This is a genomic window from Rahnella sp. ATs2 (assembly GCF_051851855.1).
Classification (GTDB): domain Bacteria; phylum Pseudomonadota; class Gammaproteobacteria; order Enterobacterales; family Enterobacteriaceae; genus Rahnella; species Rahnella variigena.
Genome location: NZ_JBLYPL010000023.1, coordinates 55,926 through 74,600 on the forward strand (window position 1 = coordinate 55,926; position 18,675 = coordinate 74,600).

The 18,675-nt window shown below is 52.3% G+C and carries 20 protein-coding genes; 9 read left to right on the forward strand and 11 right to left on the reverse strand.

Annotated features, from left to right (window positions below; all coding sequences use genetic code 11):
* Position 1: 1 nt before the first annotated feature.
* The 8 genes from fliM to fliF form a co-directional block, all read right to left on the reverse strand.
* Positions 2 to 1,000, reverse strand: coding sequence for a flagellar motor switch protein FliM (gene fliM, locus ACJY2G_RS21305; RefSeq protein WP_112291433.1), 999 nt, complete (start codon positions 998 to 1,000; stop codon positions 2 to 4).
* A 5-nt stretch (positions 1,001 to 1,005) separates the two neighbouring features.
* Positions 1,006 to 1,506, reverse strand: coding sequence for a flagellar basal body-associated protein FliL (fliL, locus tag ACJY2G_RS21310; protein WP_159282323.1), 501 nt, complete (start codon positions 1,504 to 1,506; stop codon positions 1,006 to 1,008).
* A 149-nt stretch (positions 1,507 to 1,655) separates the two neighbouring features.
* Positions 1,656 to 2,891, reverse strand: a complete 1,236-nt coding sequence (locus tag ACJY2G_RS21315; RefSeq protein ID WP_430320773.1) for a flagellar hook-length control protein FliK — start codon at positions 2,889 to 2,891, stop codon at positions 1,656 to 1,658.
* The gene (fliJ, locus tag ACJY2G_RS21320) at positions 2,888 to 3,337 is read right to left on the reverse strand and encodes a flagellar export protein FliJ (RefSeq protein WP_112291430.1); all 450 of its coding nucleotides are present in this window, start codon (positions 3,335 to 3,337) and stop codon (positions 2,888 to 2,890) included. The genes ACJY2G_RS21315 and fliJ overlap by 4 nt, the downstream gene beginning before the upstream one ends.
* A gap of 15 nt (positions 3,338 to 3,352) precedes the next feature.
* Positions 3,353 to 4,729, reverse strand: a complete 1,377-nt coding sequence (gene fliI, locus ACJY2G_RS21325; RefSeq protein WP_113878046.1) for a flagellar protein export ATPase FliI — start codon at positions 4,727 to 4,729, stop codon at positions 3,353 to 3,355.
* Positions 4,726 to 5,439, reverse strand: a complete 714-nt coding sequence (locus ACJY2G_RS21330) for a flagellar assembly protein FliH (RefSeq protein ID WP_430320772.1) — start codon at positions 5,437 to 5,439, stop codon at positions 4,726 to 4,728. Before ACJY2G_RS21330 ends, fliI begins: the two co-directional genes overlap by 4 nt.
* On the reverse strand, positions 5,426 to 6,412 hold the full coding sequence (fliG, locus tag ACJY2G_RS21335) for a flagellar motor switch protein FliG (RefSeq protein ID WP_112287671.1): 987 nt from the start codon (positions 6,410 to 6,412) through the stop codon (positions 5,426 to 5,428). Before fliG ends, ACJY2G_RS21330 begins: the two co-directional genes overlap by 14 nt.
* Positions 6,412 to 8,118, reverse strand: coding sequence for a flagellar basal-body MS-ring/collar protein FliF (gene fliF, locus ACJY2G_RS21340; protein ID WP_430320771.1), 1,707 nt, complete (start codon positions 8,116 to 8,118; stop codon positions 6,412 to 6,414). Before fliF ends, fliG begins: the two co-directional genes overlap by 1 nt.
* 278 nt (positions 8,119 to 8,396) lie before the next feature.
* Between fliF and fliE the strand changes: the two genes are divergently transcribed.
* The 8 genes from fliE to ACJY2G_RS21380 all read left to right on the forward strand — a co-directional run bounded on the left by fliE (position 8,397) and on the right by ACJY2G_RS21380 (position 15,676).
* Positions 8,397 to 8,732, forward strand: a complete 336-nt coding sequence (gene fliE, locus ACJY2G_RS21345; protein WP_112287673.1) for a flagellar hook-basal body complex protein FliE — start codon at positions 8,397 to 8,399, stop codon at positions 8,730 to 8,732.
* A gap of 227 nt (positions 8,733 to 8,959) precedes the next feature.
* Positions 8,960 to 9,775 (forward strand): CheR family methyltransferase, encoded by an 816-nt coding sequence (locus ACJY2G_RS21350; protein ID WP_120163529.1) that lies wholly within the window; start codon positions 8,960 to 8,962, stop codon positions 9,773 to 9,775.
* Entirely contained in the window at positions 9,775 to 10,821 is a 1,047-nt protein-coding gene (locus ACJY2G_RS21355) for a protein-glutamate methylesterase/protein-glutamine glutaminase (RefSeq protein ID WP_120163528.1), read from the forward strand. Before ACJY2G_RS21350 ends, ACJY2G_RS21355 begins: the two co-directional genes overlap by 1 nt.
* A gap of 86 nt (positions 10,822 to 10,907) precedes the next feature.
* Positions 10,908 to 11,297, forward strand: coding sequence for a chemotaxis response regulator CheY (gene cheY, locus ACJY2G_RS21360; RefSeq protein ID WP_112287676.1), 390 nt, complete (start codon positions 10,908 to 10,910; stop codon positions 11,295 to 11,297).
* A 7-nt stretch (positions 11,298 to 11,304) separates the two neighbouring features.
* Entirely contained in the window at positions 11,305 to 11,949 is a 645-nt protein-coding gene (gene cheZ / locus ACJY2G_RS21365) for a protein phosphatase CheZ (RefSeq protein WP_430320770.1), read from the forward strand.
* A 75-nt stretch (positions 11,950 to 12,024) separates the two neighbouring features.
* Positions 12,025 to 13,170: a flagellar biosynthesis protein FlhB gene (flhB, locus tag ACJY2G_RS21370; RefSeq protein ID WP_112287678.1), complete on the forward strand. Its 1,146-nt coding sequence runs from the start codon at positions 12,025 to 12,027 to the stop codon at positions 13,168 to 13,170.
* Complete coding sequence (flhA, locus tag ACJY2G_RS21375; RefSeq protein WP_113878041.1) at positions 13,170 to 15,278, forward strand: flagellar biosynthesis protein FlhA; 2,109 nt, start codon at positions 13,170 to 13,172, stop codon at positions 15,276 to 15,278. Before flhB ends, flhA begins: the two co-directional genes overlap by 1 nt.
* Positions 15,275 to 15,676, forward strand: a complete 402-nt coding sequence (locus ACJY2G_RS21380; RefSeq protein WP_113878040.1) for a flagellar protein FlhE — start codon at positions 15,275 to 15,277, stop codon at positions 15,674 to 15,676. Before flhA ends, ACJY2G_RS21380 begins: the two co-directional genes overlap by 4 nt.
* Positions 15,677 to 15,815: 139 nt before the next feature.
* Here the strand turns inward: ACJY2G_RS21380 and ACJY2G_RS21385 are convergent, their stop codons facing one another.
* From ACJY2G_RS21385 to fliD, 3 genes are all read right to left on the reverse strand, one after another.
* A complete protein-coding gene (locus tag ACJY2G_RS21385) occupies positions 15,816 to 16,154 on the reverse strand; it encodes a flagellar protein FliT (protein WP_232829827.1) in 339 nt (112 codons plus the stop codon).
* On the reverse strand, positions 16,147 to 16,554 hold the full coding sequence (gene fliS, locus ACJY2G_RS21390; protein WP_112287681.1) for a flagellar export chaperone FliS: 408 nt from the start codon (positions 16,552 to 16,554) through the stop codon (positions 16,147 to 16,149). Before fliS ends, ACJY2G_RS21385 begins: the two co-directional genes overlap by 8 nt.
* A gap of 69 nt (positions 16,555 to 16,623) precedes the next feature.
* Complete coding sequence (gene fliD, locus ACJY2G_RS21395) at positions 16,624 to 18,087, reverse strand: flagellar filament capping protein FliD (RefSeq protein ID WP_430320769.1); 1,464 nt, start codon at positions 18,085 to 18,087, stop codon at positions 16,624 to 16,626.
* A 450-nt stretch (positions 18,088 to 18,537) separates the two neighbouring features.
* Between fliD and ACJY2G_RS21400 the strand changes: the two genes are divergently transcribed.
* Positions 18,538 to 18,675: flagellin N-terminal helical domain-containing protein (locus tag ACJY2G_RS21400; protein ID WP_439292105.1), on the forward strand; the 138-nt coding region annotated here is incomplete at its 3' end.

Sequence of the window (18,675 nt, forward strand, 5' to 3'; positions counted from 1 at the left end):
ATTACTCCTTTTTTAAAGATAATAAAGCGGGATTCATCATTTGCTCTACTTTCAGAGCATATTGGTTATTGACACAACCATATTTTCCCGAGAATACAGGAACGCCATCAACACGAGCTTCAATGCTCTCTTTTTTATCAATGGGAATAATATCCCCTTTCTGCATATTCATAACTTGCGAAAGGCGGGTGGAAATGTCGGAGAAATTCGCCACCAGCTCAAGTTCAGTGTCTCTGACCTGAGAAGCAAGCGTACTCCGCCATTGCCGGTCTTCCTGTTTGGAATTTTCCATTGGCGGATTCGTCAGTAATTCGCGCAAAGGCTCGATAATGCTAAACGGGATACAAATATCAAACTCGCCCCGGTGCGGACCAATTTCGACATAAAAAGGTGTGGTCACCACAATATCGTTAGGTGACGACGTAATATTGGTGAATTTCACCTGTATTTCTGCGCGGACATATTCCGTTTTCAGTTTAAAGATGGAACTCCAGGCGAAATCGTACGCCTCCAGCGCCATCGTCAGCATCCGGTTTATCACGCGCTGTTCGGTCGGCGTGAATTCACGGCCGTCCGCTTTGGTAGGAAAACGTCCGTCTCCGCCAAATAAATTATCCACCGCCATGAACACCAGATTGGGCGAGAAGACAAATAACGCCGTCCCGCGCAACGGGTTCATATGCACCAGATTAAGGTTGGTCGGCACCGGAAGATTACGGGCAAACTCATGATACGGTTGAATTTTAATGCTTCCGGCAGTGATATCCGGGCTTCGACGCAGAAGATTAAACAGTCCCATACGAAACTGTCGTGCAAAACGCTCGTTAATGATCTCAAGTGAATGCAACCGTTCACGAACGACGCGACGCTGAGTATTCGGATCATAGGGTTTGATCCCGTCATCCTGCACTGCATTGTTAGCAGTGGTCTCGCTTTCTGCGTTGCTGCCGCCATTTAAAAGGCGGTCAATTTCAGCCTGAGATAATATACTGTCAGACATAGAAATTACCGTAAGATGAATGCGTTAAATAATACATCAGTCACTACCGCACTGTGATTCGGTGCGAGAGGTTTGCTGACGGTCTCTTTTATTTTCTCTGTTAATCCGGTCTTACCTTCATCAGAAGAGATATCTGTCGCCGTCTGATGCGCTAAAAGAATTAATAAACGACTCCGGACTTCAGGCATATATTCTTCCAGCAGGGACTTCGATTCCGCGTCTTTAACCCTCAGCGTGAGACCAATATAAAGCACGCGATCTGAATCATTCGATTCCGGTTTCAGACTGACGGTGAAAGTGTCCATCTGCACATATACCGGCACCGCTGGCGCCGCATTTTTTACCTTCGCCGGAGCATCACCCGTTGCTCCGGCTTTCATATTCTTCATTTCGTAAAATGTATAGCCAGCAAAAGCACATGCTCCCACAGCAATAAGCATCATTAATAACATAGCCAGGGAACTTTTTTTCCCACCCCCGCTGGCCTTCTGGTTCTTCTTGGACATTATCTGGAAAACCCTGTTGTAAAAATAAGCCGGCGAACAGGCCGTAATAGATGCTCTGATAAGCCGTGCATTCTATTACAGTCGGACACCAGAACAATTCACGAAAGAAATGAAATTAGTGTTGCCAATTCGCTCTATAAATTTTTATGTCAAACAAATGTATTAATACCGTTGGAATAATGGAGAGTTTTGTTACTTATTTCCGGCTTCTCATCGGCCAGATGCGCATTCTCCTGTCCGTCATCTTCTGTGGAGCCCCGGCCGGATGATCCGTCGGACTGCGCGGAGGCACTCCACGACGAAGAAGAGTCAGCGCCGACACTGCTTTGTCCCAGATGGATCCCCGACTCCGCCAGTGATGTACGCAAATGCGGCATCGCCGCTTCCAGTGCAGCGCGCACCTGATGGTTCTCGGTGACAAAATGCAGCTGCGCCTGATCGTTATTCAACCGCAGGCTGATTTGCAGCGCCCCTAACTCTTCCGGATGAAGGCGTAACTCTGCATTGTGAATGCCGTTACGGGAAAAATAAGCCAGCTGCTGCCCTACGGCCTGTTGCCACGCCGGTGTGCCCAGCGCCTGATTAATCACCGCCGGAGACGTCGTGACGCCCGTTGCCGGAGCAGCCGTCAGCTCGCTGACTGGCGTAACGTGCGGTCGCAGGCCGGTTTCCGCTGTCAGCAATACGGAGCTTTCCTGTCTCAACGGCAGTGCCGGATTCAGTTCAAATCTGGCCGGTGCGGCGGCAGGTTCTTTTGGCGCAGCGTCGGTTTTCGTCATCACAGACAGAAAATCCTTATGCTGATCGGCGCTGGTCTTATCGGTTCCCTGCTTGCCTTCCAGCGAAGCCTGTGCGGCCAGTGCAGCCTGTGAGACGGCTTTCGGCTTCATGCTTTCCGGCATCATAAACGCACTGCCCGGACGTTCCTGGCTAAGCGCAGCCTGAACTTCAGCTACCGGATCTACCTGAGCTGGCATCACCGGAGCGTCAGTCGTGGGTGCCGGTTGCACAGGCACGGCAGCATTCTGCGTAACGATTTGCTGCAAAGCCAAAAGTTGCGGATCAACGAAAGGCGTCTCAGGCGTCTGCTCTTCGGGTGCCGGTTGCGGCATATCTGTGCTCAGATCCACCGGCGGTAACTCAGCGGGCAGTACGGGCACGGGAACAGGCACCGGCAGCGGTTCAGCTTCTGCACGGGCATTATCGGGCTCTGCCGTATCAGGTTGCGTCGCCTTCGTGTCCTTCGCGGGCAAGGCCGGTTTGGTCGGATAGGCTTTTTCGAGAGAGGTCGCGAAATTCGCCTCACCGGTTTCAGGCGTGGTGCCTTTTTCCGGCATTTTAGTTGGGGTTACACCGCTGACGACAGAGCTGGCCTGGACAATCATAAAAGTTCTCTTCCCATGCAGGCACGCTGCGCAAATTCATCCATGAGCTTTTGCTCCTGTCGGTTTTCTTTCAGCATCCGTACGTCGTCTGCCCGGCTTTTAAGGGTTTCAAACGCATTGAGACGCTGCTTATCGTGTCGCCAGGTCAGCAGTGTTTCATTGACCGTGTTCTGGCATTTCTGCACCTGATTCGCCTGCTGCTTAACGACATTTCCCAGCGAATCAATGAAAGACTGGCGGTTGAGCAAATCAGCCACCGGGATCCCTTTACCGGACACCGTCGCCCGAAGCTGTTGCTGATATTCCAGCTCGAAACTTTCCAGCTGACCGAGTTGTGTCGCCGCCAGCGTATAAGCCTGCTGAACTTTGCCCAGCTCAGCGGTGGTATCTGTCAGTGTTTGCTCTGCAAGTTCACGCAGAAAATCCATCGGATTGGTGATAGCCATAATTAATTAGTCACCTCAGGCTTTGGGTTGGTCTGAAAAAATGGCATCAAGCTTGTCGCCCGCTTCCTGATAACCGCTGCTCTCGTAGATCGCCTGCTGTAAATAGGCTTCCATCTGCGGATACAGGCGAATGGCTTTATCCAGCAGCGGATCGCTGCCCGCCGCGTACGCCCCGACGCTGACCAGGTCACGGTTACGCTGATACGAGGAAAGCAACTGCTTGAAGTTTTGGACTTTTTTGTAATGTACCGGCTCGATAAGCTCGGTCATCGCACGGCTGATGGAGGCTTCAATATCAATGGCCGGATAATGGCCGGATTCAGCCAGACGACGCGACAGCACAATGTGTCCGTCGAGGATCGCACGGGCGGAGTCGGCGATCGGATCCTGCTGATCGTCGCCTTCCGTCAGAACGGTGTAAAACGCGGTGATCGACCCCCCTTCTTTCACGCCATTCCCCGCACGTTCAACCAGTGCCGGTAATTTCGCAAACACAGAAGGCGGATACCCTTTGGTCGCCGGAGGTTCGCCGATGGCCAGCGCGATCTCACGCTGCGCCATCGCATAGCGGGTCAGGGAATCCATGATCAGCAGGACATCCAGCCCGTTGTCGCGAAAATCTTCAGCGATACGCGTGGCATACACCGCGCCCTGCATACGCAGGATCGGTGAAACGTCCGCCGGAGCGGCAATCACCACAGAACGCTTGCGCCCTTCTTCGCCGAGAATATTTTCGATGAAGTCTTTCACTTCGCGGCCACGTTCACCAATCAGGCCGACGACAATCACATCGGCTTTGGTGTAGCGGGCCATCATGCCCAGCAGCACACTTTTCCCGACGCCGGAACCGGCAAACAGCCCCATACGCTGACCACGACCGACGGTCAGCAGGCCGTTAATCGCACGGACGCCGACGTCCAGCACATTCTTAATCGGGTCACGTAACAGCGGATTCACCGGCGGCGTAAACAGCGGGCCGTGTTGTGCCGTGACCGGCGGCGGCAGGCCATCAAGCGGACGGGCGCTGGCATCCAGCACGCGCCCCAGCAGTTCTCTGCCCAGCGGCAATTGCTTACCTTTGCTGGCTCCTTCCCCGCTTTCAAGCGCATAAACCCGTGCGCCCGGTAATATGCCATCGACATTTTCCAGCGGCATCAGATACAAAATCTGGCCGTTAAAGCCGACCACTTCGCTTTCGACTTTATCCACGCCTTCGCGGGAATGACGTTCCACGATGCACAATGTGCCGATGGGCAGTTTCAGCCCGACGGCTTCCATCACCAGTCCGGTGGCGCGGGTTAATTTGCCGTACTGGCGAAAAGGCGGCAGCGAGGTCATCAGCTTCTCTTTTCGGTCGATAGCCTCCAGCCATTTTGCGAGACGCATCGTCATGCCAGATAATCCTCACGACTCAGCTCGCACAGTTCCTGCCAGCGGGTATTCATGGTCGCATCGAACTCGCCTTCTTCCGACGTGATCCGGCATCCGCCCGGCAAGATCTGCGCGTCGCCACGGATATCCCAGCCCATCGACGCCAGTGATTTACCGACGTTATCCTGAACCAGCGCCAGATCATCAGGATTGACCCACAGAATCGCGGTGCCCTTGAACAGCGTTTCCTGCTGTAACAGTTGCTGAATTTTCTCCAGCAAGACGTCGTTATCGCAGGTGATATTTTTGCCCAGAATGGAACGTGCCGCCGTCAGCGACAACTGCACCAGACGCGACGGGATCACGCTGTCGAGGTTGCTGAGGGCAATTTTGAACTCCTCCAGCAGCCGGGCAAAATGCTCGCCGGTTGCACGCTGCTGCGCGCCGGCCTCAGCCAGACCCTGTTCAAAACCTTCTTTGTGACCCTGAGCAAATCCCGCCTCGTGCCCCTGTTTTTTTCCTTCTTCCACACCGCGTGCCTGCCCTTTCGCAAAGCCTTTTTGTTCGGCCTGCTGGCGGATGCGGGATAACTCGGCCTGCAATAATTCATCAGACTGATAGGTTCCCGGCGTATCAATAATGTCATGTTCAGGCTGGCTGAAATCGTCCAGCAGGTTCTGCGGCTTCCAGACCTGCCAGTCAGGCTGCTTTTCGTGATCAGACGTAGGCATCTTCGCTTCCTCCAATCACCACTTCGCCGGTTTCTGCCAGACGGCGGACAATCAGCAAAATGCTCTTCTGCTCGGCTTCAACCTGAGACATACGGATCGGACCGCGTGAACCCAGATCCTCTTTCATGATGTCAGCCTGGCGACGGGACATATTGCGGAAGAACTTCTCACGCAGTGGCCCTTCGGCACCTTTGAGGGCAACGATAAGTGATTCGTTTTCGATTTCCTGCAGGATGCGCTGAATGCTGCGGTCTTCGATTTCCACCAGATTTTCGAACAGGAACATCTCGTCGATAATCTTCTGCGCCAGTTCCTGATCGAACTCGCGAACGGCTTCGATAGCCGCCTCTTCCTGCTGAGATTTCATCAGGTTGAGAATTTCCGCCGCAGGACGTACACCGCCCATTTTGCTGCGTTTGAGATTCTGACCGTGCAGCAGACCGTTGAGCACTTCGGTCAGTTCCTGCAAGGCAGCAGGCTGAACGCCGCCGAAGGTGGCGATACGCAACATAATGTCGTTACGTTCGCGGTCATCGAATTTACTCAGCACATCCGCAGCCTGACCGCGTTTGAGGTGAACCAGAATGGTGGCAATAATCTGCGGGTGTTCGTCGCGGATCAGGTCGAAGACGGTCTGCGGCTCCATAAAGTTGAGCGTCTCGATACCGTTGGTGCCCTGCTGGCTATCCAGCAAGTCCTCGAGCAGGCTTGAGGCACGCTCTTCGCCCAGCGCCTTCACCAGCACACTGCGCAGATACTCATTGGTATTCACGCTCAGTGCCGCGTATTCACTGGAATCGCGCTGGAATTCCTTCAGCACTTCGGCCAGTTGCTCGTGAGTGAAGCCGCCCATATTGACCATTGAACTACTGATCAGTTTGACTTCATGGGTGTTGAGGTGCTTGAACACCTCGGCCGCCAGCCCGTCACCGAGCGTCAGCATGACGATCGCACTTTTATCTGAGGCATTCATCAGGACTTCATCTCCTTATTCATCCACTGGCGAATGACCAGTGCAATAACCCGTGGCTCCTGCTGTGCCAGTTCGCGCAGGCTCTGGGTATTAAGTTCCGTTTCAACGCGCTGCTCGGCCTTGGCTCTCGCGCCGCTTTCTGCACGGCGTGCGCTGGCATCCAGTTCTTCCTGACGTGCCTGTTTCTCAAGTTCCAGCCGTTGCAACACCAGTTCCTGATTGCGCAGCCAGGCAGGCTGCACAGCTTTACGCCACAGGAACCAGGCCACGAGGGCAATCAGCAGATAACGGGCGGCGGACATCAGCAGGTTGATGAAGCCTTCCTGTTTCCAGAACGGCGGTGCCGGTTCTTCTTCCACCGGGGTAAAGGGCGAGTTCACAATGTTGATGGTGTCGCCACGTGCGGCGGAATACCCCATCGTCTCTTTCACCAGCGCATTCACCTGCTCCAGTTGCTCCGGCGTCAACGCCACCGGCGTGCCGTCTTTACCCGGCAGATAGTTGACGACCACGGCAACAGAAAGCCGTTCGATGCTGCCGGTACTGCGCTTGATGTGCGTCAGCGTGCGGTCGAGCTCATAGTTAGTAGTGTTGTCTTTGCGGTTGTTAAACGGCATCGGGGTAGCCACTGTCGTTTCAGCCGTGCCTGCCGCCTGAGTGGCGTTGTTGTTTGCCGCATTGTTCCCCTGCGCAGGTTGATTCGCTACCGGCGGCTGGGTAATGGGCGCGGTCGCCGGCACAGGTGGCTGATTGCTCAGCGCCCCCGGCACACCACCGACGCCATTTTTGCTGCCCTGTTCGGCATCACTGGTCTGGCGGCTGCGGATCGCCATTTTGTCCGGCGATGAATTGGGCTGGTATTGCTCGGCGGTTTGTTCGTGCTGAGTGAAATCAATCTGTGCAGTCACCTGCGCCTTAACGTTATTGCGCCCGACAATCGTGGCGAGGATCGTCTGGATACGTTGCTGGTAATCCGCTTCCACTTCGCTGGTGTATTTGAGCTGCGTCGTCTGCATCGCCTGACCGCCACTTTGGGTCAGCAAGCGTCCGCTCTGATCGACGATGGTAACGTTATCGGCATTCAGCCCCGGCACTGCGCTGGAAATCAGATACGTGATCGCATTCACCTGCCCGGAATCCAGCGTGCGTCCGTTGTTCAGCGTCACGGTGACCGCCGCAGAAGGTGGCTTCTGTTCGCGGACAAACATAGAAGGTTTTGGCATAGCCAGATGCACGCGGGCATTCTGTACCGTGCCGAGCGTTTCAATGGTCCGGGCAAGTTCCCCCTCCAGCGCACGCTGGTAGTTAACCTGCTCACTGAACTGGCTGATGCCAAATTTTTCCTGATCGAGCAATTCGAAACCCACAGCGCCGCCCTTCGGCAAACCGAGCTGGGCGAGGGTCAGCCGTGCTTCGTGAACTTTATCCTCAGGTACCATGATCGCCCCGCCGCGTTCCTGAAAGCGGTAAGGCACATTCATTTGCGTTAATTGCGCCACGATAGCGCCGCCGTCCTGATCGCTGATATTGCTGTACAGGACGCGATAATCTGGCGATTTAGCCCAGAAGATCAGGGCAATAATGATTGAAATAGCCGCAGATGCGCTGATGAGCAATATAATTTTAGGACTCGAACGTAAACGTTCTAATGCTGCCATCAGATTAGCTGTACTTTTGTTTTTAATACCGTTTGTTGTGGCATTCATGCCGTAGTCCTGTAAAAAAATAAATGACGCAATGCAGGCGTATTGTTGCGAATCAGCACTCCGGATACGGATAAGAGAAAGCGAAGCAGTAAATACACAGACAGATTTCCAGTCGCGTATTATCTTCTAATTGCGTTTTTTTTAAACATCAATAAGCTGAAACTTCTGTCAGCTATTCGCATTATTTTATTTACATGACCTTATGTTACGCTGCAGTTATTAAAAACCCACAGAGAGAATAACGGCGAGCTTATTAAGCCGATATAAAGGAATTTCTGATGTCTATTCAATCGATGAAAGGCGTTCTGGATCAAATTAGCTTCCAGGCACAGCAAACGTCGGCCACACAAAAAACACCGTTCATTTCTGATAATAAAAATGTTGAGAAAAAATTACAATTTTCAGACATTTTATTCGACAGTATTAACAATATCAGCCAGGTGCAGAACACCGCCAAGACACAGGCGCAGGACTACATGACCGGTGCGACCGACATCGGGCTGAACGATGTCATGATATCCATGCAGAAATCGTCTGTGGCACTTAATCTGGGTATCCAGGTGCGAAATAAAATGGTCAGTGCTTATCAGGAAGTCATGAGTATGTCTGTTTAAAAGACGTGTTATCTGATGACATAACAGTATCGGAAAAAAACCTCTTTTAAGAAATATGTTCAATATGGCCGGCTGGTCATTTTTTATTTCTTCGCTGTCAATATCTGCCGTACCAACCTACAGGAGATCATCACCTTCCTTATCAATTGGGGAATATGCAGGCAGATATGTCAGTTATTATCCCTTTGGGAATTAAATTCCATCAGTAACAGTTGAACAATTGAAATATGCGACTTCAGGAAGAACTCTCCGATAAAGATTTGCAAAAGATTGCAGAGCTTATCTATCAACGCGCAGGGATTGTATTAAATAGTCAGAAGCGTGACATGGTCTATAACCGTTTGTCCCGCAGGCTACGTGAACTGAAATTAACCCGTTTTGCTGATTATGTGAGTCGCCTGGAATCCAATCAGAACAGCCCGGAATGGCAGCTATTTATTAATGCGCTGACCACCAACCTGACGTCATTTTTCAGGGAGTCTTATCACTTCCCTATTCTGGCAGAACATGCGCGCAACCGGCCAAATTACACCGTGTGGTGTACCGCAGCATCGACCGGTGAAGAGCCTTGTTCCATCGCCATGACGCTGGATGAAACTTTGGGGCGTCCTGTGGCAGGACCGCGAGTCTGGGCAACGGATATCGACACAGAAGTATTACAGAAAGCCACGAATGCGGTGTATCGCCTGTCCGATCTCGACAGTTTAACCGCTGAACAGAAGCGAAATTATTTCCTGCGCGGCACCGGCGATCAGGAAAATCTGGTGAAAGTCAGAAAAGAATTACTGGCCAGTATCCGCTACCAGCACCTTAATTTGCTGAGCCCGAACTGGGATGTTCCGGCACCGTTTGACGCCATCTTCTGCCGTAACGTGATGATCTATTTTGATCAGAAAACGCAGGAGCAGCTGATGAAACGCTTCGCCACCATGCTCAAACCGGGAGGCATTTTGTTCGCCGGCCATTCTGAACATTTTAACAGTAAGAATGGTCCTTTCCGCCTGCGCGGTCAGTCAGTGTATTCCCTGGCCCGGGAGAAATAATGAAAAAGATACGAGTACTTTGTGTTGATGATTCGGCACTCATTCGCACCATTATGAGTGACATTGTGAATCATCAGTCTGATATGGAAATGGTGGCCACAGCACCGGATCCCATCATTGCCCGGGATTTGATCAAGCGATTTAATCCGGACGTTCTGACGCTGGACGTGGAAATGCCACGGATGGACGGTCTGGACTTTCTGGAACGCCTGATGCGTCTGCGCCCTATGCCGGTGATCATGGTGTCCTCGCTGACCAGCCGGGGATCGGAAATAACACTGAGTGCTCTGGAACTGGGGGCTCTGGATTTTGTCACCAAGCCTGAGATGGGGCTGAAAGACGGCATGATGCAATATGCGGAAATTATTGCAGAAAAAATCCGCATGGCTTCCCGGGTGCTGGTCTGCCGCCGGGACCGTCATCCCAACGTCACTGCGGTGATTTCCAGTCCGCTGGTCGGCAGTGAAAAAATCATTGCGATTGGTTCCTCCACCGGCGGTACCGAAGCCTTGCGTCAGGTGCTACTTCCGATGCCGATGACCAGTCCGGGCATCGTGATTGCTCAGCATATGCCGCCCGGCTTCACGCGTTCTTTTGCAGAACGCCTCGACAACTTGTGCCAGATTTCAGTGAAAGAAGGTGAGGACGGCGACCGCGTTCTGCCGGGTCATGCCTATATTGCGCCCGGCGACCGGCACATGGAACTGATCCGCAGCGGCGCGAATTACCACATCAGACTGAATCAGGCTCCGGCGGTTAACCGTCACCGCCCTTCGGTCGATGTGCTTTTCCGGTCAGTCGCCAAATCTGCCGGCAAAAATGCAGTGGGCGCAATCCTGACCGGCATGGGCAGTGACGGTGCCCACGGATTACTGGAGATGCGCAACTCCGGCGCGCATACCCTGGCACAAAGCGAGAAAACCTGCGTGGTCTTTGGTATGCCGCGCGAGGCAATCGGGCTGGGCGCGGCGTGCGAGGTGACTGATTTACATGACATGACGCAGCACATCCTCAACGGGGTGGTGGGTCAGGCCCGGCGAATTTAACACCTGTTATGGCACCTGCTATCGGGTGTCTTTTGTTTTTCTACCGTTTTGTATTTTCACAATTTTCACCCTTAAAGGACGAGTAAATGGCAGATAAAAATTTGCGCTTTTTGGTTATCGATGATTTCGCCACCATGCGCCGCATTGTCCGCAACCTGCTTCAGGATTTGGGATTTAAGAATGTTGAAGAGGCCGAAGACGGTCAGGATGCGCTGACTAAACTGCGCGCGTCGACCTTCGACTTCGTCATCAGTGACTGGAATATGCCAAACCTGGACGGCCTGCAACTGCTTTCGGAAATGCGTAAAGACGATGCACTGAAAGCGATTCCGGTGCTGATGGTGACCGCCGAAGCGAAAAAGGAAAACATCATTGCGGCGGCACAGGCTGGCGCAAACGGATATGTGGTGAAGCCTTTCACCGCGGCAACGCTGGAAGAGAAACTCAATAAAATCTTCGAAAAACTGGGATGGTAATCAGAGGATGAATACAACAACAAACCAGGCGTCAGCAAAAAACTTCAAAGACATTTTTTCCCGCATTGGTCAGCTTACCCGTCTCCTGCGCGACAGTGTGGCCAATCTGGGTCTGGATCGCGCCATTATGGATGTGGCGGAAGCGATCCCCGATACCCGGGAACGTCTGAATTATGTCGTGGGGAAAACCTCGCAGGCAGCCGACCGCGCATTAACCTGCGTGGAAATTGCGCGCCCGCTTCAGGATTCCCTGAGCGAACAATCTTCCGGCCTGAAAGAACGCTGGGATACCTGGTTTGAAAATCCGGTTGAGCTGTCAATGGCGCGGGAACTGGTCGCAGACACACGCGCCTTTCTCGATGAAACGCCGGTGATTGCCCGCCAGACCAATGAACAGCTCATGCAAATCATGATGGCTCAGGACTTTCAGGATCTGACCGGTCAGGTCATCCAGAACATGATGAAGCTTATCGAAAACGTGGAGCAGGAACTGATTCAGGTTCTGGTAGAAAACATGCCGGGCATGATGCCAGCGTCCACCAGTGAGCCGGAAGACAGCCTGAAAAACGGGCCGCAGATCAACCAGTCCGTAGCAGGCATTGTCGCCTCGCAAGATCAGGTCGATGACCTGCTCGATTCACTGGGATTCTAAACATCATGCGGTTCTGTTTCCTCCTCTCTTCTTCTCTGCATTCCGCCCTGCGCGGTCACTTGCCGGGCTGTTCTTATGTCTGAAGAAAGTGATGTAGAAAAAACAGAGGAACCCACCCCCACCAGGATATCGAAAGCCCGCGAAGAGGGGCAGGTTCCGCGGTCGAAAGAGCTGACATCTTTACTGATGCTGCTGGTGGGCTGGATGCTGATCATGCTCGGTGGCTCGCATCTGGCCGGAAAGCTCAGCTTGCTGTTGCACAACGGGCTGACCTTTGACCGTCTGGTGATGCTTGATTCCAGACTGATGCTTCTGCGCGCCGGTGAGTTATTCAGCATGGCGGTATTTTCCGTGCTGCCCATTTTAGTCGGGCTGTTTTTCACCGGTCTGGCCTCGCCGCTGTTACTGGGCGGTCTGAATATCAGCGGAAAATCATTAAAAATGGATCTCAAGCGTTTGAATCCTTTATCAGGACTCAAACGCATGTTTTCCACACAGGTGGTGTCGGAATTACTGAAAAGCCTTCTGAAAGTCACCCTGGTGGGATGTGCAGCCGGGGTTTACCTGATGAGCGCAAAATCCCACATGATCCAGCTGATTTATGAACCGGTCGCGATCGGACTGAAAGATATGCGATCGCTGGTGTCCGGCTGTCTGCTGGTGGTGATCCTGGCCCTGATCCCGCTGGTGGGTTACGACGTATTCCATCAGATCATGAGTAACCTGAAAAAGTTACGCATGAGCCGTCAGGAAATACGTGATGAATTTAAACAGCAGGAAGGCGATCCGCACGTTAAAGGGCGTATCAAACAGCTGCAACGCGCCGCTGCCCGTCAGCGAATGATGGAAGACATTCCTCAGGCTGACGTGATTGTGAATAACCCGACCCACTATTCCATTGCCCTCAGCTACAAAGAGGACGGAACAGGCGCGCCAATGATGCTCGCCAAGGGCGCGGGCGATATTGCATTACGCATCCGTGAAGAAGCGGCTAAGCACAATATTCCGATGCTGGAAGCCCCGCCGCTGGCGCGTGCGCTTTACCGGCATTGCGAAATTGGCGAACAAATCCCGACCGAATTATACGGTGCCGTCGCAGAGGTCCTGGCCTGGGTATACGGCCTGAGACGCTGGAAAAAAGGCACCGGCGCGCTTCCTAAAAAACCTGAGAACCTTCCGGTGCCTGCTGCACTGGATTTTGCACAAGAGAGTCATGAGTGATGGCCAATTTAGCCACCAAATTACGTTTACCGGATTTTAAACAGACGCAATGGCAAATACTGGCAGGTCCGGTATTGATCATGACCATTCTGGCCATGATGATTTTGCCACTGCCGGCTTTCATTCTGGATTTGCTGTTTACCTTCAATATCGTGCTGTCGCTGATGATTTTGCTGGTGGCGATGTTTACGCAGAACACCCTGGAATTCTCCGCGTTTCCGACGGTACTGCTGTTTTCCACGCTGTTGCGGCTGGCGCTGAACATTGCGTCGACCCGTATCATCCTGATGTATGGGCATACCGGTGAAGGGGCGGCCGGTCAGGTGATCGACGCATTCGGACACTTTCTGGTGGGCGGTAATTTTGCCATCGGTATCATCGTGTTCGTCATTCTGGTGATCATCAACTTTATGGTTATCACCAAAGGTGCCGGGCGTATCGCCGAAGTTGGCGCACGTTTTGTCCTCGACGGGATGCCGGGCAAACAGATGGCGATCGATGCGGATCTGAATGCCGGGATCATCGGCGAGGAAGAAGCCAAAAAGCGCCGCAGCGATGTGACGCAGGAAGCCGACTTCTACGGTTCCATGGACGGTGCCAGTAAATTCGTGCGCGGCGATGCCATCGCAGGGTTGCTGATCATGGCCATTAACGTGATTGGCGGACTGATGATCGGCACGATGCAGCACGATATGTCATTCGCCGAAGCCGGTGCAACTTACACCCTGCTGACCATCGGTGATGGTCTGGTGGCGCAGATCCCCGGACTGGTGATCTCTACCGCCGCCGGTGTGATCGTGACCCGCGTGGCGACCGATCAGGACGTCGGCGAGCAGATGGTGGGTCAGCTGTTTAATAATCCACGCGTCATGGTGCTGGCCGCCGGTGTGATCGGCTTGCTGGGACTGGTGCCGGGGATGCCTAACTTTGTCTTCCTGCTGTTTACCGGCGGCTTACTGGCCCTGGCCTGGTGGATGCGCGGACGTCAGACCGATAATCCGTCAGCCCGCAAACGCCCGATGAGCAAAGACGCTCAGGCGGCGGCGAAGGCCGAAGCTGACGCGGCGCAGGTCACCGAAGCCTCCTGGGCAGACGTGCAGCATGAAGATGTTCTGGGGCTGGAGGTCGGATACCGCCTGATCCCAATGGTAGACAGTGAACAGAAAGGTCAGCTGCTGACCCGTATTCGCGGGATCCGTAAGAAATTTGCTCAGGAAATGGGATTCCTGCCACCGCCGGTTCACATCCGCGACAACTTAGATCTGGCCCCGACGGATTACCGGATCCTGCTGAAAGGCGTTGAAATCGGACGCGGGGAAACTCAGCCTGAACGCTGGATGGCGATCGATCCGGGTTGTGCTGAAGGTGAATTGCCGGGTGTACCTTGTCAGGATCCGGCCTTTGGTTTACCTGCGGTGTGGATCGACGAAGTCATGCGCGAACGGGCTCAGGCGCTGGGTTACACCGTGGTTGATCCGAGTTCGGTGATCGCCACACACCTTAACCACCTGATTTCCCTGCACACGGATGAGCTGTTTGGTCGTCAGGAAACGCAGCAACTGCTGGATCGCCTGACGAAAGACATGCCGAAACTGGTTGAGGATCTGATCCCCGGCGTGATTTCGCTGACCACGTTCCACAAAGTGCTGCAAAATCTGCTGTCGGAGCGGATCTCCATTCGCGACGTGCGGACGATTATTGATACGCTGGCGGAATTCGCTGGCACGATTGCCGATCCTGACGATCTGACGGCGCACGTTCGCATCAGGTTAGGTCGCGCCATTACTCAGAAATGGTTCCCCGGCAATGGCGAAATGCAGGTGATCGGACTGGATCTGAATCTCGAACGGTTGCTGACCCAGGCGACACAAAGTGGCAGCGCCATCGAACCGGGCATTGCAGAAAATATTATGCTGCAGACGGAAAAAGCCATTGCCCAGCAGGAAGCCAGCGGAGCGCCGCTGGTATTGCTGGTGAATCAGCCTCTTCGCTTCATGTTGTCCCGCTTCCTGCGCCGCGTCTATCCGCAGCTGACCGTGTTGTCGAATCAGGAAATCAGCAATAACCGTAACGTCCGAATGTCTTACATCATCGGGGGCAAAGAATGAAAATTCGTGCCCTGACCACCGGGCTTACGCTGTTATTCCCGCTGGCGGCTGCGGCTGCCAGTGGTTCATGGAGCGGAGATTCTGCCGGCGGGAAAGTCAGCGTGGGCAATCAGACGTTAACCAGTCGCCCGCTAAACACGACCCTCCCGCCGGCGGCGACCCTTAGCCGGATTTCGTGGCGTATCAGCCTGCTCTCTGCGCCGCCTCCGGGTTTGCAGATTAAATTATGCAGTCAGGAAAAGTGCATCAGGCTGGATTCATTATCGGGGCAGAAAAGTGTGGGTTCATCGCTGACGGCGCGCGGACCCTTTTATTTTGTCTATACGGTGGAAAGTCAGGGACAGCTATTGCCGCCCCTGAATGTGGTGAAGAATCAGCTTACGATTAATTATTATTAACAAGTCACTGTGGCTAATTGAATTACCTGTTAAGAATAATCAGTATTCAATTTTGCCGAAGAGTAGCAAGCAAGGTGAGAGGGGTGCTCAATGCTATGCTAAGGCTATATTTGGTTAACCAAAATAGCCTCTCCGGGGATTAATGGAACGCGGAGGTAAATTGAGATGAATACGCCTCGCTGTACTTCTTCCCGCGATGTAAAGATGACATCTCCTTTTTTAGTACATCCAGTCTGCTTTTCAGCGTTTTTTCAATTTCGTCTTCACTTTCGATCAGACTTTTCAGAATAAAGCTCAGTGACGTCTTCTCATCTGGCAATATATCTTCCGGCTGATTACTGATCACATCATTCAGTTTAGTAATATACACTTCGGCAAGCTGGATAAACTCTTCCCACTTGCCCTGCTTTACCATTTCCAGCAGATGTAAGTTCAACTGATAAATCTCTTCATACTCTTCGCATACCGTGTTACCCATAATTTTCCAGCCTTTTTTTAGGTTCAATTTCCTTCCATGTCGTGGCAAGGTTTGTCAGTATTTCACTCACACTCGTGAGTCCGTCCGGAGAGTTTTGCCGGTTAGCGTCCAGCAAGGTTCGTGACATATAGTCATATAACCTCTCCAAATCTTCCGCGATGTGTTGTCCCTTTTCATGATCCAGAGACGTTCGCAATCCGTTATCAATAATATTGATAGCCCGGGAGATCATTTCTCCCCGCCTGGCAATATTTCCCATCTCAAAATAGATTTTGGCGCGCAGTACGGCGTTATTCGCGCCTTCATACAACATGGTAATCAGCTCATGTGGCGATGCGCCGGCCAGCTGACTTTCCAGATCAACCTGCGCGTAAGCCTTACTTCCCGATTTTGAATACATGGTGGTTCCGCTTTCTCCCGGCAGGAGGGCAAGCCTCCTGCAAGGTCATTATTCGTTAAAATTAAACCATCAGAGTGACGATAAAAGGCCGTTCATCTGATTTTGCAGGCTGTTCAGCTGTGACATGGTGCTGTCCAGCGCCGAGAACTGAACCCGGTAACGTTCGACCTGTGCGTCGATCAGTTTCTGGGTTTTATCCAGCTGGGTCTGCATGATTTTGACCTGTTCATCCAGGCTGTCAGTGGACGTTTTAATCAAACCGTCAGTTTTGGTGTCCGGATCACCCACATATTTGGTGATGATGGTGCCGAGTTTGACGGCCATCCCTTCGTTAGTGCCGCGTCCCATGAACATATCGGCAATACCGTCTGGATTATCAGCAATGGCGGCATCAATTTTGCTTTCATCCAGCGTCATCTGGCCGGTGGCGGCATCAATTTTGATACCGATATCCGCCAGTGAGGTGATGTCGGCATCCGAAGAACCGTAGGTGCCGTTCACCGCAGTACGCAGCTCACTGACCATACCGCGCAGGGTAGAATCTCCCATCAGCGCGCCGCTTTCACCATTTTGTGTGGCGACCTGATCGTCTTTCAGACCCGAGGTGTCATTCTGGACATATTTGCTGGCTGCGGTGGTCATTTTCAGCAACGCGTTGTACTTCTCAACGAAGTCTTTCACGCTGGTTTTGATGGCACCGGTATCACGGGTCATCGTCAGCTGTTCTGATTTATTATCTTCCGACACCGCTTTGAGCTGCAGGGTGACGCCGCTGATAATGTCGCTGATGTTGTTGGAGGAACGGGTATATGAGCTGCCATCAACTTTGAGCTTTGCATCCTGCGCTTCGGTCACTAAATACATGCCGTCGCCATTATCGGTACCATCCGCCGGTCGTCCGCCGTTTGAGGTGTCCATCATGCCGGCAAGCTTGTCATCACCTTCAACTTTGACGCTAATTTTACCGTCGCTGCCGGTGCTTTTTGAACTCAGTACCAGCTGATAACCGTCGTTGGTGCGCTGCACGCTGGCGCTGACACCACCGTCTTGTTTATTGATGGCCTTGGCAATCTGGTTCAGTGAGGTTTCGTCATCCTTCAGCTCAACCGTGGTGGTTTTCGCTGAATCACCGGAGCCGGTCGTAATGGTGACCGTGCGGATACCGTTATTCGCTTCGCCTTGCGCATCGTCGGCACTGTCCACGCCTTCGGTTTTGATTTTGTGCGCCATCGCCAGCTGTTCAACCGTGACTTCATGGCTGTCGGCATTGGCGCCGGTGGTGGCTGTCGCGCTAAACGCTTTATTGGAGCTGACCGTTAAGGTGTTAAAGGCATCGTTAGACAGACTTTTTACGCTGGTTTGCAGCGCTGACATAGAACTGGAAATCTGACCCCATGCGGAAATCTTCGATTTATAGCTCGTTTGCAGCAAGGTATAAGGCTTCAGACGCGTCTGTTCCCCTGCCTTGATCTGCTCAAGCATGGTTGCTGTGTCAAGACCGGATCCGATACCCAATGATGAGAAGGAAGCCATTATATTCTCCTGTATAGAATGTATTTTATTTCAAAGTAACTTCACTATTAGATATCGGTTCAGACAATATAAAGTTTAATTCTTTGTCATTTACCCATCAACCATAACGCCCGATAAAAACATTCCCTGCTTCTTTTCACCCAATAGATTTCAGAAATCGGGGGTTATTTCACTTATTCCGATCCGCAAACTTCACAATTAGCGACAAAAGTGCGTTCTTTTATCGTGATTATGATGTAAATAAAAAAACCCCTCTGCTAAAAACGTTATTAACATTATCACCTTCAATTTTAACAAAAGTATAATTTCTGACCGCCCAGCAAATTAATTTAAAAAAAGACTTTAGAGATTTTCCGGCACTCCGATGATTTAAGTATGCGAACGAAATAACGCATCACTCAATTTAAATACAGTTGCAGTGTTACATTATAAATACTCGAGGAAATCTCAATGGCACAAGTTATTAATACCAACTCCCTGAGCCTGGTAGCACAGAACAACCTGAATAAATCTCAGTCTTCACTGGGTACCGCTATTCAGCGTTTATCTTCCGGCGTGCGTATTAACAGCGCGAAAGACGATGCCGCG